Source organism: Serratia sp. J2, assembly GCF_046269175.1.
GTDB lineage: Bacteria > Pseudomonadota > Gammaproteobacteria > Enterobacterales > Enterobacteriaceae > Chania > Chania fonticola_C.
The window spans coordinates 36,927-51,458 of sequence record NZ_JBKABN010000029.1 but is presented as its reverse complement, the minus strand read 5'-3'; the positions used below and the strand labels follow the sequence as shown (position 1 = coordinate 51,458).

15 protein-coding genes are annotated in these 14,532 nt (G+C 54.9%); 7 read left to right on the top strand and 8 right to left on the bottom strand.

Annotated elements, in window-relative coordinates; all coding sequences use genetic code 11:
• Positions 1 to 102: 102 nt before the first annotated feature.
• Positions 103 to 669 carry an NADPH-dependent FMN reductase gene (locus ACKWMY_RS23290; RefSeq protein WP_024483320.1) on the top strand — a complete coding sequence of 189 codons (567 nt, stop codon included), beginning with the start codon at positions 103 to 105 and terminating at the stop codon, positions 667 to 669.
• A gap of 92 nt (positions 670 to 761) precedes the next feature.
• Positions 762 to 1,814 (top strand): hypothetical protein, encoded by a 1,053-nt coding sequence (locus ACKWMY_RS23285; protein WP_074030823.1) that lies wholly within the window; start codon positions 762 to 764, stop codon positions 1,812 to 1,814.
• A gap of 81 nt (positions 1,815 to 1,895) precedes the next feature.
• On the opposite strand, the gene ACKWMY_RS23280 is transcribed toward ACKWMY_RS23285, so the two are convergent.
• Positions 1,896 to 3,233 (bottom strand): NCS2 family permease, encoded by a 1,338-nt coding sequence (locus ACKWMY_RS23280; protein ID WP_021181404.1) that lies wholly within the window; start codon positions 3,231 to 3,233, stop codon positions 1,896 to 1,898.
• 212 nt (positions 3,234 to 3,445) lie between these two features.
• On the opposite strand from ACKWMY_RS23280, the gene yieH reads away from it, so the two are divergent.
• Positions 3,446 to 4,111, top strand: a complete 666-nt coding sequence (gene yieH, locus ACKWMY_RS23275; protein ID WP_024527362.1) for a 6-phosphogluconate phosphatase — start codon at positions 3,446 to 3,448, stop codon at positions 4,109 to 4,111.
• On the opposite strand, the gene ACKWMY_RS23270 is transcribed toward yieH, so the two are convergent.
• Positions 4,101 to 4,988: a LysR substrate-binding domain-containing protein gene (locus tag ACKWMY_RS23270; protein WP_261160217.1), complete on the bottom strand. Its 888-nt coding sequence runs from the start codon at positions 4,986 to 4,988 to the stop codon at positions 4,101 to 4,103. The two genes, yieH and ACKWMY_RS23270, sit on opposite strands and share 11 nt — an antisense overlap.
• A gap of 244 nt (positions 4,989 to 5,232) precedes the next feature.
• Here ACKWMY_RS23270 and ACKWMY_RS23265 point away from each other — a divergent pair, with 244 nt between their 5' ends.
• The 4 genes from ACKWMY_RS23265 to ACKWMY_RS23250 are packed head-to-tail and all read left to right on the top strand — an operon-like array spanning position 5,233 to position 9,626.
• Positions 5,233 to 6,594, top strand: a complete 1,362-nt coding sequence (locus ACKWMY_RS23265; RefSeq protein WP_074030819.1) for an MFS transporter — start codon at positions 5,233 to 5,235, stop codon at positions 6,592 to 6,594.
• Between the two features lie 29 nt (positions 6,595 to 6,623).
• Entirely contained in the window at positions 6,624 to 7,127 is a 504-nt protein-coding gene (fae, locus tag ACKWMY_RS23260) for a formaldehyde-activating enzyme (protein ID WP_081375806.1), read from the top strand.
• 10 nt (positions 7,128 to 7,137) lie between these two features.
• Positions 7,138 to 8,184 carry an aldo/keto reductase gene (locus ACKWMY_RS23255; protein WP_409487129.1) on the top strand — a complete coding sequence of 349 codons (1,047 nt, stop codon included), beginning with the start codon at positions 7,138 to 7,140 and terminating at the stop codon, positions 8,182 to 8,184.
• Complete coding sequence (locus ACKWMY_RS23250; RefSeq protein WP_074030815.1) at positions 8,181 to 9,626, top strand: NAD-dependent succinate-semialdehyde dehydrogenase; 1,446 nt, start codon at positions 8,181 to 8,183, stop codon at positions 9,624 to 9,626. The genes ACKWMY_RS23255 and ACKWMY_RS23250 overlap by 4 nt, the downstream gene beginning before the upstream one ends.
• A gap of 74 nt (positions 9,627 to 9,700) precedes the next feature.
• Here the strand turns inward: ACKWMY_RS23250 and ACKWMY_RS23245 are convergent, their stop codons facing one another.
• The 6 genes from ACKWMY_RS23245 to pstB all read right to left on the bottom strand — a co-directional run bounded on the left by ACKWMY_RS23245 (position 9,701) and on the right by pstB (position 14,524).
• Positions 9,701 to 10,261 carry a YagU family protein gene (locus tag ACKWMY_RS23245; protein WP_024527368.1) on the bottom strand — a complete coding sequence of 187 codons (561 nt, stop codon included), beginning with the start codon at positions 10,259 to 10,261 and terminating at the stop codon, positions 9,701 to 9,703.
• Between the two features lie 204 nt (positions 10,262 to 10,465).
• Positions 10,466 to 11,206, bottom strand: a complete 741-nt coding sequence (locus ACKWMY_RS23240; RefSeq protein ID WP_024527369.1) for an amino acid ABC transporter permease — start codon at positions 11,204 to 11,206, stop codon at positions 10,466 to 10,468.
• A 1-nt stretch (position 11,207) separates the two neighbouring features.
• The gene (locus tag ACKWMY_RS23235; RefSeq protein ID WP_074030813.1) at positions 11,208 to 11,933 is read right to left on the bottom strand and encodes an amino acid ABC transporter permease; all 726 of its coding nucleotides are present in this window, start codon (positions 11,931 to 11,933) and stop codon (positions 11,208 to 11,210) included.
• A 69-nt stretch (positions 11,934 to 12,002) separates the two neighbouring features.
• Positions 12,003 to 12,842 carry an ABC transporter substrate-binding protein gene (locus tag ACKWMY_RS23230; protein ID WP_024527371.1) on the bottom strand — a complete coding sequence of 280 codons (840 nt, stop codon included), beginning with the start codon at positions 12,840 to 12,842 and terminating at the stop codon, positions 12,003 to 12,005.
• Positions 12,843 to 13,009: 167 nt separating this feature from the next.
• Entirely contained in the window at positions 13,010 to 13,741 is a 732-nt protein-coding gene (gene phoU, locus ACKWMY_RS23225; RefSeq protein WP_024484696.1) for a phosphate signaling complex protein PhoU, read from the bottom strand.
• Between the two features lie 12 nt (positions 13,742 to 13,753).
• Positions 13,754 to 14,524, bottom strand: coding sequence for a phosphate ABC transporter ATP-binding protein PstB (gene pstB, locus ACKWMY_RS23220; protein ID WP_370454353.1), 771 nt, complete (start codon positions 14,522 to 14,524; stop codon positions 13,754 to 13,756).
• Positions 14,525 to 14,532 lie beyond the last annotated feature (8 nt).

Below are 14,532 nucleotides of genomic sequence, written 5' to 3'. Positions count from 1 at the left end.
CAGATAAAAACTTAGACTCTGCCTAGGATACATCACCTATTTGCCCTATTATCTGCTGGTTGTTCTAAGCTGAGTCTGTTCATCAGAAAAGGGAGAATCAAAATGTCAGAGCAAGCACTAAAGATCGTCACGCTACTGGGGAGCCTGCGTAAAGGCTCTTATAACGCCATAGTCGCACGCGCTTTACCTCAGTTAGCTCCTCAGGGTGTCACTATCGAAGCCCTTCCCTCCATACGCGATATCCCACTGTACGATGCAGACCACCAGCAAGAAGAGGGTTTCCCGGCCACGGTAGAAGCCATTGCCGAACAAATCCGCCAGGCTGACGGCGTGATCATCGTAACGCCAGAATATAACTACTCTGTGCCAGGTGGCCTGAAAAACGCCATCGACTGGCTGTCCCGTTTGCCTAACCAACCGTTGGCCGGCAAACCGGTGGCGATCCAGACCAGCTCAATGGGGCCGATTGGCGGCGCACGTTGCCAATATCACCTACGCCAGATCCTGGTGTTCCTGGATGCCATGGTAATCAACAAACCTGAGTTTATGGGGGGAGTGATACAGAATAAGGTTGATGAGCAGGCGGGTGAACTGGTTGACCAAGGCACACGGGATTTCCTGACCGGCCAGTTGTCCGCATTCAGCGACTATATCCGCCGCGTAAAATAAGCTGCCAGGCGGCGCCCGGAGATAACACTATCGAAGGCGCCGTTTTTAATCGTTTTCTCATTAATATTATTGAAAAACAAAGTTATAAAATCATGCCTTTTTTTATTTTAGCCATCTTTTTGGCTTTTGCCACCAGTCCATTGTTTGCTGCACCCATGCTCTATCCTGAGGGAGAAGAGCCGCTAGAACTGCCTATCCATAGCCCGCTGAGTAAACCGTTGCCCCGCTCAGCCTACAATCAGGAGGATAAAAAAGCCGGCGCCACGTCGTTATATCTGACGCTGATGCGTGAAGATGGCCGTAATATCTGGGCCCCCTTTCAACTGGCTGCCTCCTCGGCCGAACAGGGCCAGACCGAGCTAGCCGAACGTTATCTGCAACTTAGCGCCAAGCGAGGATTGTGGTATTACTACAATCTGCTGGAAGACGACTCGTTCAGCAGCATTCAGCAAAGTGACACCTACCGTTCAATTCTGGCGACCACCAAAGCGCGCTATCAACAACACGCCGCAAAATTTGAAGGTAAACCTCACTATGCCGTGCCGAATGGCGAGCCACCGGCCGGAGGCTGGCCAACCATCGTCTACCTCCACCCCTACGGGAAAGCCGCCACCATCATCCCAGAAGATCGGTTGCTGTTTGCCGAGGCAGGGGTGGCCTATATTGAGATAAACGGCACGCAGATGCTGGCGGAAGGGAGCTTTCGCTGGTCTAACTACAGTTCTACCAGCACCCAGAGCGCCATTCAACGCACCCTGGAAAGCCTGGGCCCCAAGCTGAAGCTCAATCTCCAACAGGTTTACCTGACCGCCCGTGGTCAGGGGGCGCTACATGCGGCTAACCTGATGGCCAATTACCCGCAGTTTTATTCCGGAGCGCTGCTGATTGCCCCGAAGGGCCGCCTTCTCCCGGCGAAGCATTCACTGGCAGAAAACAAACGCATCATGATTGCCTATTACGATCGGCAGAATTTCAACGATCGAGCGCTGGCTCTTAATTTTGCTGACTTGTTCAGAGACAAAAATCAGGTCGAGATCGCCAATTTTGCCGAGGGGGAAGATAATATCGGTGGCTGGCAGACGCGGTATAACCGGCCTTTACGCTGGGTAATGGGTAGAGAACAGGATGCCTCACCGGGCGCTTGAGAGTAACAGGGGGCAGAATGCCCCTCAATGTTGCTGAATTTATCAGGGCCTAACGCATGTTAGGCCCCTATGTCGCGGGTATTAATGCCCGTCAACAAACGCAATTTTCAGTACGAACAGCAGCGCCACCACGATCACGCAGGGGCTGATTTCACGCCAGCGGCCGGTGCCCAGCTTCATGATGCAGTAAGAGATAAAGCCCAGGGCAATCCCTTCGGTGATCGAGAAGCTGAAAGGCATCATGGCGGCGGTCACAAAGGCCGGAACCGCTTCGGTCATATCTTCCCACTTCACCCGCGCCAGGCTGGAGGTCATCAGCACCCCCACATAAATCAGCGCGCCCGCAGCAGCATAGGTTGGCACCATTCCCGCCAGCGGTGACAGGAAAATCACCAGCAGGAAGAGAATGCCTACTACCACGGCGGTCAGGCCAGTGCGCCCACCAACGGCCACCCCAGAGGAGCTTTCAATATAGGCGGTGACCGAAGACGTACCCGCAAAAGCACCCGCTACCGAGGTGATACTGTCCACGTACAGCGCCTGCTTCATACGCGGGAACTTGCCGTTTTCATCCGTCAGGCCAGCCTTGTCAGTCACTCCGATCAGCGTACCCGAGGAGTCAAACAGGTTGACCAGCATAAAGGAGAAAATCACACCTGCCAGGCCAATATTCAGCGCCCCGGCGATATCCACCTGGCCGACCACGGAGGTGACGTCCGGCGGTAGGGAAAATACGCCGCCATACTTCACGTCGCCCAACGCCCAGCCGATCAGCGTGGTTACCACGATAGAAACCAGTACCGCAGCATGGATATTACGCGAAGCCAGCACCGCGATAATAAAGAAGCCCAAGGCTCCCAGCAGCACGCTGTGGGAGGTCAGATTGCCTACTGCTACCAGCGTATCCGGGTTGGCGACCACGATACCGGCGTTTTTCAGCCCCATCATGGCGATAAACAGGCCGATACCGCTGGTGATGCCCACGCGCAGGCTCAGCGGGATATTGGCAATCATCCAGTAGCGAATACGGAAAATGGTCAGCAACAGGAAACCGATTGCGCCCCAGAAAATAGCGCCCATGCCGACCTGCCATGAAATCCCCATCGCGCCGACCACCACAAACGCGAAGAACGCGTTGAGGCCCATCGCTGGAGCCAGCGCCACCGGCAGGTTAGCCAGCAAGCCCATCAGGATACTGCCCAATGCGGCAACCAGGCAGGTGGTGACAAACACCGCCTGGGTGTCCATGCCCGCCGCACCCAGGATCTGCGGGTTAACGAACACGATATACACCATGGTTAAAAAGGTGGTGAGGCCGGCAATCGTTTCCGTACGTACCGTGGTGCCATGCTGCTTGAGTTTAAACACGCGCTCAAGCAAGCCCTGATTGGCATCAAGGCTGAGGTCTTGTTTGCTCATTATAGAATTCCGAAGAGGGATTAGGACTGTCGCTGGCTATCCTATAACAAAAAGTCCGGGTTTTGACCTCGCTCACAGGTTTTTTTCGCCATCTTTACGGCTATAACGGCCAACAAGTTGTATTTATTGAGATTGATTGCCAAAGGGGGACAACCCGCTGCGATCCGGTTAAAGTAACAGCAGTCATGACTTAACCGAGGGCGCTTACCCCAATGAATCAGGTTGAATGTGTTTTATTTGATTGCGATGGCACACTGGTAGATAGCGAAGTGCTGTGCAGCAAGGCCTATGTGCATATGTTTGCCCACTATGGCATCGAGCTGGCACTGGAAGAGGTATTTAAAAAGTACAAAGGGATCAAACTCTACGAGATTATTGAGCGGGTTAACGCTGAGCAAGGGGTAAATTTACCCACCAGCGATCTGGAGCCGATTTTTCGCCAGGAAGTGGCCCGTCTGTTTGATGCCGAGCTCCAGCCGATTGCCGGTGCGCGTGAGCTGCTGGCACAAATGAATGCCCCGATGTGCACCGTTTCTAACGGCCCGGTGAGCAAAATGCAGCATTCCCTGGGGTTAACCGACATGCTGTCCTATTTTGATGACCGGTTGTTCAGCGGTTACGATATTCAACGCTGGAAACCCGATCCGGCCATCGTTTTCCATGCCGCCGAACAGATGCAGGTGCCCGTAGAGCGCTGTATTTTGGTGGATGATTCCGTTGCCGGTGCCCAGGCGGGGATCGCGGCTGGCATTCCGGTGTTCTACTTCTGCGCCGATCCTCATAATCAACCGATCGATCACCCGTTGGTGACGACGTTTGACGATCTGGCACAACTGCCTACGCTGTGGCAACAGCGGGGTTGGCAACTTACCCGTTAACCGCGTCTACCCGGCCAATCTCGGCCCGCAACCAATCGTGAAAATACTGTACGCGGGGTAATTCCCGCTTACCTGGCGGGATCTCCAACCAGTAGCCGTTGGTACTTTTCAGCTCCAGCGGCGAGAGTAGTATCAACAATCCACTGTTCAATTCATTGCGGATCATCATCTTATCCAGCACCGCATAGCCCGCGCCGGTAATACAAGCGTTGATCACCTGATCCTGGGTGCTGAACTCCAATCCGCCAAGTTCTTGCACCTCACTGCGCCCTGCCGCTGCCAACCAGCGTTGCCAGGTGTCCATCCGGCTATCACCATCAAGAATATGCAGCTGCGGCTGGGTATTGAGCGGAGGGAACACGCCATTGATCATCAACAATGGGCTGCCCACCAGCACCAGTTGCTCATGACACAGCCATTCGCCATCAACAGCTTCCGAAGCCAGGCCAAAACGAACCGCACAGTCAAAATCACAGTATTTCTGCCGGGTTTCGCTGATCAGGGCAATCTGCAACTGGCTATTACGCTGGCGCAGCGTGACCAGACGTGGGGCAAGCCAACGGGTGGCGAAGGTCGGTGCAATCTGCAAGCGCAGGTGCTGCAAGGGATTATGCAGTTGCACGTGGCGCACGCCCTCCTCCAGAATATCCAACGATTGCCGCACCACCGGCAGCAGCAGCATGGCATCTTGCGTCAATGCCAGACCGCTGTGGCTGCGCACAAACAGCAGCTTGCCAAGAAACTCCTCCAACTGCTTCATCTGACGGCTAGCCGCGCTCTGAGTGATAAACAGAGCGTCGGCGGCCTTGCTGAAACTCAGCGTCCGGCAGGTTTCCTCGAAGACTCGTAACATACTGAGAGATGGAAGTTTTCTCACCGTCCATTTACCTCGGCATCAAACACTCGCAATGTTAATAACATGTTGTCAATTTGCTGCATTACCTCAGGGTGCGCAGCGTTTATTTGCCTAAAACCAGAGGCAGATCACATGCATTTTCTGCTGAGGGGTATGACTAAAACGCACTCGCCTAGCGCCTCGCTCGCTGCCACATTGTTAACGTCATAAAAACAAAAAACCAACAACATCCCTACAAGCACCGCTCCAACAGGAGGACAGGTAGATGCAGCATTTAACACAACAACAGATCCGCATGGATGACGTCCCGTTAAATCGGTTCCATATCAAAATCGCCGGGCTGACCTTCGGCGCTCACTTCACCGACGGCTATGTGCTGGGCGTGATCGGCTTCGCACTGGCCCAGATCAAACCGCAAATGGGCCTTACTCCATTCTGGGAGGGCATGCTCGGCAGCTCGGCGCTGATCGGGCTGTTTATGGGTAGCCTGGTTCTAGGGTGGATCTCCGACTACATCGGCCGCCAGAAAATCTTCAGTTTCAGCTTTGTGATTATAACCCTCGCCTCAGCACTGCAATTCTTCGCTACCACGCCAGAACAGCTGTTCCTGCTACGGGTAATGGTAGGGATCGGGCTTGGGGGAGATTTCTCGGTAGGGCACACCATGCTGGCCGAGTTTTCTCCCCGTAAACACCGGGGTGTGTTACTCGGTTCATTCAGCGTGATCTGGACTTTCGGCTACGTGGCCGCCGGTTTCGCAGGCCACTTCCTGACGGCATTAGGGCCGGATGCCTGGCGCTGGCTGCTGTCTTCTTCAGCCATCCCCGCTTTGGCCATTCTGTTGATGCGCATCGGCACGCCGGAATCCCCACGCTGGTTGATGGGTAAGGGGCGGCGCGAACAGGCCATGGCGATCGTGCATAAATACTTCGGCCCGAATGTCTTGCTGATCGATGAGGCCCCGGTGATGTCCAAACAGCGTTTTCTGTCGCTCTTTGGCCCTAAATACCGCCGCCGCACCGCCTTTAACAGCCTGTTCTTCGTCTGTCTGGTGATCCCCTATTTCGCCATCTATACCTTCCTGCCCTCCATTCTCCAGGTGATGGGGTTGGATAACAGCTTCTCTACCGACCTGTTGCTGAACGGCCTGCTGATCGTCGGGGCGTTGTTGGGGATTGTGCTGACGGTGGTTTGCTCACGCCGTGGCTTCCTGATTGGCTCCTTTATCTTCCTCGCCGCCTGTCTGGTGATGCTGAGCATTATTCCTGCCAGCCAAACGGCCTGGCTGATCGCCTGCTTTGCCGCCTTTACGCTAGTGATGTCCGCGGTAAGCAACCTGGTGGGCGTTTTCCCCGCCGAAAGCTTCCCTACAGAAGTACGTTCAATGGGTGTCGGCTTCGCCACCTCGATGAGTCGTCTGGGTTCGGCTATCGGTACTGGCCTGCTGCCCCTGGCCATCGTGCATTACGGCATGCCAACCACTACCGCCATCCTGGCGTTGATATTGATTATTGGCGCCATCGTTTCCATCGCCTGGGCACCAGAAACCAAAGGCCTGACGCTGGTTGATGCTGCGCAAGGCCCGGTATCACAGGCAGACAACGCTTTCGCCGTTCCGGCTAAATAACACCACCTTGATGAGAACAGGAGATTTTTGTGGAAATGTATATCGGTGAAGGGTTTGAAGGTAACGGCGTCAATGCCTCGCATATCAATATCATGATCGGCCCTCGTAATGGCGTAGTCGGCCAGGCATTCGCCTCAAGCCTGGCCTCCCCCAGCCAAGGGCATTGTCCTTTTATGGTGGTGATCAAACCCAATGTGCCTGCCAAGCCGATGACGCTGTACGTCAATAAAGCGGAGATCGGCGGTGAGTTGCATGGCAATGCCACCTGGGGAGCCTCGCAGGCCGCCATTGCCAAAGCGGTGACCGAAGCGCTGCTGGAGGGCATTTTGCCTGCACAGGCGGAAGATGAGTGGTGCATCGTCACCGCCAACTGGGTGAACCCAGGCTGTAACGATATCGACGAGGTTTATCGCAATAACTATCGTGCCTGTACCCAGGCAATTCGTGCAGCGATGGAAAAATTGCCAACGCGCAGCCAACTGACCCAAGCCCTGCCGCAGTTAGGCAACCCTTTCTACACCCCTAAGGCATGAGGAGAGCGCCATGGAATACATCAATCTGGGCCAGTGTGGCCTGAAAGTCTCTCGCCTGTGCCTCGGCACCATGAATATGGGTAGCAAACAGTGGAAACCGTGGATTTTCGATGAAGCGCAAAGCGAGCCGTTGATCCGCCACGCGTTGGAAAGCGGCATCAACTTTATCGATCTGGCTGACTTCTACTCCAGCGGTGCCGGGGAAGAGGTGGTAGGACGGGTGATCAGGCGCATTGCCAACCGCGACGAACTGGTGCTGACCACCAAAGTGGGCTATCCGATTGGCGCTGGTTTCAACAATCAGGGGCATTCCCGCAAACATATCATGGAGAGCATCGACGCCAGCCTGCGTCGCCTGGGCACCGACTATGTGGATATCTACATGCTGCACTACTTCGACGTGACAACGCCGATCGAAGAAACCTGGGCGGCAATGAACGATATCGTGCGTTCCGGCAAGGCACGTTATGTCGGCGTATCGACCATGTATACCTGGCAGTTGGCCAAAATCCTGTGGTGCTGCGAACGCAACGGCTACGCCAAACCGATCAATATGCAATTGCAACTCAACTGCGCTTACCGCGAGGAAGAGCGTGAAATGATCCCGTTCTGCCGCGATCAGGGGCTGGGGGTATCGGTCTTCAGCCCATTAGCCAGGGGGTTATTGAGCTGCGACTTCAACTCCGTGCGCAACAAAACCGACTTCTTCACCCAGGAAATGTATGCCGATGCCACCTCGTTTAACGTTGCACAGTCGGTAAGCAAGGTTGCCCAGCAGCGCGGAGTCCCAGCCGCCCAGATTGCCCAGGCCTGGGTCATCAACCATCCCGGGGTCGACTGTATGCTGGTTGGAGCGGACTCAACACAACAGATCGACAGCGCCGTGGCGGCACTGGATACCCATCTCAGTGAAGATGAACGCTACGAGCTGGAGCGCAACTATACCCCTTGCGATGTGATTAACGACTACACCGCAGGCAAGCGTATTACGCGTGAAAGCCGTGCGGCGCGCGGTTTTTTTGCAGTAGATAACCTAGAGACAAGGAATATCGCATGACGGCTTATGCTTCATTGCTACGTACCGGCTGGTACTGCAACGGCAGTTGGCAAACGGCTGCCAGCACCTACCCGGTCAATAATCCGGCCACCGGCGAAAAGGTTACCGATGTTGCGCTGGCAGGCCGCACTGAAACGCAGGCCGCCATTGCAGCCGCCGCCGCTGCACTCCCGGCATGGCGCGCTCAAACGGCCAAGGCGCGGGCAGAAATCCTGCAACGCTGGTTTCAGCTGATCGTGCAGCATAAAGATCAACTGGCGGAATTGATGGTCACCGAGCAAGGTAAGGTGTTGAGCGAGGCCACCGGCGAAGTGGTCTACGCCGCCAGCTTTATCGAATGGTTCGCCGAAGAAGGTAAACGCGCCTACGGCAAGACAATTCAGGCAACCAAGAGTGGCAATCAAATCCTCACGTTTAAGGAGCCTGTTGGGGTGATCGCGGCGATCACTCCGTGGAATTTCCCTCTGGCGATGCTGACACGCAAGCTTGGCCCTGCATTGGCTGCGGGTTGTACTGCGGTGGTCAAACCTGCCAACGAAACCCCGCTTTCCGCTTTCGCCCTGATTGTACTGGCTGAACAGGCAGGGGTTCCTGCCGGGGTGATTAACGCGGTCACCGGAGATACCGCCGCCATTGGTGAAACGCTGATGACCAGCCCATTGGTGCGCAAAGTCTCCTTCACCGGCTCAACCCCGGTCGGCAAGCTGTTGATGCGCCAGGCGGCAGATACGGTGAAAAAGCTGTCGCTGGAACTGGGCGGCAACGCGCCGTTCCTCGTATTTGACGATGCCGATCTCGATGCGGCAGTCGCCGGGGCCATGGCGGCCAAATTCCGCAACAGCGGGCAAACCTGCGTCTGCGTCAACCGCTTCTACGTGCAAGACGGCATTTACGATCGCTTTGTTGAGAAATTGGCCGATGCCGCACGGTCACTAAAAGTGGCTCCGGGCATGACGCCTGGCGCGCAGCAGGGACCGCTGATCCATCTGAAAGCGGTTGAGAAAGTGGAGGCACACGTGCAGGACGCCCTGAAGCTGGGTGCAAAACTGGTGTGCGGTGGTGAACGCCATGCGCTCGGCGGCTCCTTCTTCCAGCCTACCGTGCTGGCCAACGCCACCGAGCGGATGCGTCTGGCGCAGGAAGAAACCTTTGGCCCGCTGGCCGCCTGCTTCCGCTTTAGCGACGAGGATGACGCCATCAGCCGTGCCAATGCTACGCCGTTTGGGCTGGCGGCCTATCTGTATACGCGTGATCTGGCGCGAGCCTTCCGCGTGACCAAGGCGCTGGAAAGCGGCATGGTTGGCGTGAATGAAGGGATTATTTCTACCGAGGTCGCGCCTTTTGGCGGAGTGAAAGAATCTGGGCTAGGCCGAGAAGGGGCGGATATTGGTCTGGATGAGTATCTGGAAACCAAATACGTTAATCTGGGGCAATTGTTGTAAATGCCTCTAACTCTACCCCTCTGATCGAGTTCGTTGATATTCAGCGGGGAGAATACCCCGCTGAACGTTATCGATTAACGATAGGATCCCAGCGGAACTTCGGCATCAGGCTCATGGGTAATTCTGTTACGTAAATCCCGACGTACTATCTCAATCACCCAAAACCAAAATATATGCCCCAAAATTTCAGAAAGGTACTCATCAAATGGCAGCATTGAAAGCGGAGGAGTCAAACCAAGCAAAGGGAAACTAATGCCATGCACGGCAACGGTGGCAATGATACCCGCCAGCACCCCCTGCCAAAGTTTGACCTTTGGAAAAACTTCGGCAACCAAGCAGTAACCAATCGCAAAGACCAACGAAAATATGACGTGCGTAACCATAACCGGATTAATAATATGCTCAGAAAAGGTATATACCGTACCGGTTGGATCTATCCCAAGATAATCTCTCAAAAAAAGATAGGGCGGGTTAAATTCAGCCCGGCCATCACTCAGGGTTCTTGGCGGTAGCGGAACCTCTGCCCCCCACTTGACAAAAGCAGAGAGGATCCCGCCAATAATGCCAACAAACAAGGCAACGCCATACCGCCGCCGACCTGGATCCGTTTTTATAAATAACGCACTAATTTTCATAATGATAACCATCCAATGGAAATATATAAATCACTCTTACTTATACTCTAAATATCTCAAGCTGCATGATAAAAACGCAATGCATTGATCATCATCATAAATTTAACGAAATACGATAAGAAATCATAATAATTCAAGCCCCAATATCATGCCAATTAATTAGCCATGGTATAGATAGGGGCAACCATTGCTACTGTAGCCTGATTAACTAGCCGGTAACGGCGGGCGATTGCGCCACCAGCGCCAGCTGCGTTTTAGCGCTTTAGTCTGCGGGCTAAGGCGTTTGTTCAACCCGTTCGCCAGCACGTCCAGCGTCAGGCAGAAGATGAAATAGACCAGCGCCACAAACAGGAACACCTCCATCGGGTAAACCATGCTGCGGTTGTTGACCTGGGTAGCCAGGAAGGTCAACTCACCCACGCCGACGATGTACGCCAGCGAAGTGTCTTTAATCAGCGAGATCCACTGGTTGATAAACGAAGGCACCATCATGCGCAGCGCCTGCGGCAAGACGATCATCCGCAGCACCTGCCAGCGGTTTAAACCGAGCGATAGCCCCGCCTGCCACTGCCCGGCACCGATAGCCACGATCCCCGCTTTTACCGCATGGGCCAGATAGGCCGAGGCGATCAACGCCAACGCGCACACCACGGTGGTAATTTCCGGGATGTCGACGCCAAACACGATTGGCAGCAGGAAATAAGTCCAGAAAATCAGCATGATCACCGGGATGGCGCGGAAGAATCCGAGCACCATCGCCAATAACCCAGCCAGCACCCCACGCGACATCGCTAGCGCGACTCCCAGCAGCGTCCCCAGAATTGCCGACGCCAACCCGGCCATCAGGCTGATCGCCAACGTCAACGCAGCACCGCCCAAAGGCCCGTCCGGGAAGGTGCCCCACAGCAGGTAGCCCAGGTTTTCCTGGATAACGGTAAAGTCCATCTTAGTGTCCCCCCAGCGGTTTACGCTGTTGACGCCACATGCCCCAACCTTCCAACAGGGCAATAATGGCGATATACAACACCGTTGCCACGCCAAACGCCTGGAAGGTCCGCAAGGTTTCGGTTTCCACCTGGCGCGAAGCGTAAGACAGCTCAGCCAGGCCGATCGCCATAGTCAGCGACGAGTTCTTAATCACGTTCATGTACTGCCCCAGCAACGGCGGGAAAGCGATTTTCAGCGCCTGCGGCAGCACCACATAGCGCATCGATTGCCAGCCGGTCAGCCCTAACGCGTAGGCCGCATGCTTTTGCCCTCTGGCGACGCCACGGATGCCGGAGCGGATCTCTTCGGCAATAAACGCGGTGGAATAAAGCGTCAGGCCGAAGAAGCCCGCCAGGAATTCAAACGAGGGCCAGTCGAACAGGCCTAACTGATGGGGGGTATTCAGCCATTGCATGGCGAAGGAGGGCAGGATTTGCCCGGCGGCAAAATACCAGAAGAACAGTTGCACCAGCAGAGGAGTATTGCGAAATAGTGCGCTGTAGGCCACCGCCAGCCAGCTTAACGGGCGCAGGCTGCTGTCCCGCATCGCCGCCAGGCCAAAACCCAGCAGCGTTGCCGCCAGCCCGGCACAGGCCGACAGCCATAAGGTCATCAAGAAGCCATTCCATAGCCAGCTCAGATACTGCGGCGCCAACAGCCAGTCTGAGAGTTGTTGCAGATTCATGCGAGGTACTTCCCCTCACCCCAACCCTCTCCGCCACTATACAAAACCGGGGTAGAGGGAGAAGGGAGATTAGGCTTTAGGTTGCTGATCCAACGGGCCGATCTTGAAATCGCCACGCGGTTGGGCGGATTTGGTTTCCGGGCCGAACCAGCGATCGTAAATCTTCACCGCATCGCCCTCTTTTTCCAGTTTGATCAAGGTGTCGTTGATGGTGGCCGTCAGACGTTCTTCGCCTTTTGGAATGCCAACGCCTTGATACTCTTTGGTGATGCTGAACGGAGAGATTTCAAAGTCGGCTTTTTGCGCGGCTGGCAGGTTGCCCAGCAGGCCAACCAGCTTGGCATCGTCCTGAGTAATAGCCTGCACGTTGCCGTTACGCAAGGCGACAAACGCCAGTGGGGTATCGTCGTAAGAGATCACTTTGGCCGTTGGATAGTGCTCACGCAGGGTAATTTCCTGCACGGTGCCTTTATCTGCACCGATGCGTAGCTTCTTGATGTCTTCCGGGGTTTTCAGCACGCCCTTATGGGCAATGAATTTCTGGCCGGTAGCAAAATACGGCACGCTGAAATTCACTTCTTTGGCACGCTCGTCGGTGATGGTGAAGTTGGCCGCGATCAGATCAACCTTTTTTGACACCAGCAGAGGAATCCGGTTAGCCGGGTTGGTGGCGCGCAGTTCAACCTTGACGCCCAGCGCCTTACCGATAGCCTCGGCCACGTCCACGTCATAACCCACCAGCTTTTTGCTTTGCGGATCGACATAACCAAACGGTGGGTTACTGTCGAATACCGCAATACGCACCACGCCAGCTTTTTGAATATCATCGAGTTTATCGGCATGTGCCACACCGGTGGCAAGGCTGGTCAGGCTGGCTAACAGAGATAAGGCTAAGACGCGCTGTTTCATGAAAAGCTCCCAAGTGATTGATGTCCCGCTGGCTGATAAGCTAGCAAGCCTCACTTAGGTCAGGAAATAATATTAAACGCTATAGTTATAACCTTTTTAACTTTACGGTTTTTAAATGGCATAAAGGCGCCATTTTCAGCGCCTTGTGGAATAACTCACTGGTTGAATTACGCTTTTTTCTCGTCTTTACCGTCTGACAACAGCTTGTCCAGCGCATCGCCACCGATATGGCGGAAATCCTGGCCTTTGACGAAGTAGAAGATGAATTCGCAAATATTCTGGCAGCGATCGCCGATACGCTCGATAGAGCGGGCACAGAACAGCGCCGTCAGCACGCTCGGAATGGTGCGCGTATCTTCCATCATGTAGGTCATCAACTGGCGCACGATGCCTTCATATTCCTGATCGACCTTCTTGTCTTCGCGGTAAATCCGGATCGCTTCATCCAGATCCATACGCGCAAAGGCATCCAGCACGTCGTGCAGCATCTGCACGGTATGGCGGCCCAGTGACTCCAGGCTGACCAGCAACGGCTGATGCTGGTGCGAGAATTTCTCCAGTGCGGTGCGACAGATTTTGTCCGCTACGTCGCCGATACGTTCCAGCTCGGAAATGGTCTTGATGATCGCCATCACCAGGCGCAGATCGCTGGCGGTCGGCTGGCGTTTGGCAATGATACGCACACAGGCTTCATCAATCGCCACTTCCATCATATTGACCTTGGCATCACCCTCGATCACCCGTTTGGCCAGTTCACCGTCCTGGTTATGCATCGCGGTAATGGCGTCGGTCAGCTGTTGCTCCACCAGCCCGCCCATGGTCAGCACCTGGGTGCGGATGTGCTCGAGTTCAGCGTTGAACTGGCCGGAAATGTGTTTGTTTAAATTCAGGTTATCCATGATGCATCCTAATCAACCATAGCGGCCAGTAATGTAGTCTTCGGTCTGCTTCTTCTGTGGCGCGGTAAACAGAGTGTCAGTATCGCTGAACTCGATCAACTCACCCAGATACATAAATGCGGTGGAGTCGGAACAACGCGCCGCCTGCTGCATATTGTGGGTCACGATCACCACGGTGTAGTCAGATTTCAGCTCGCTGATCAGCTCTTCAATCTTGCCGGTGGAAATTGGATCCAGCGCTGAGCAAGGCTCATCCAGCAACAGCACTTCCGGGCGAATGGCAATGCCGCGCGCAATGCACAGGCGTTGCTGCTGGCCGCCGGACAGGCTGTAACCGCTCTGGTGCAGCTTGTCCTTGGTCTCGTTCCACAGTGCCGCCTTGGTCAGCGCCCATTGGACACGCTCGTCCATATCCGCACGGGACAACTTCTCGAACAGGCGCACGCCAAAGGCGATGTTGTCATAAATCGACATCGGGAACGGCGTTGGCTTTTGGAACACCATACCCACCTTCGCACGCAGCAGCGCGATATCCTGGTTATCCGTCAGGATGTTTTGCCCATCCAGCAGGATATCGCCTTCGGCACGCTGCTCGGGGTAGAGCTGGTACATCTTGTTGAAGGTCCGCAGCAGCGTCGATTTGCCGCAGCCAGACGGGCCAATAAACGCGGTCACCTTGTTCTTGGCGATATCCAGCGTGATGTTTTTCAGCGCATGGAATTTGCCGTAGTAAAAGTTCAGATCGCGTACCTGAATTTTGCTGCTGGAAGTGGAGTCAACCATACTCATCA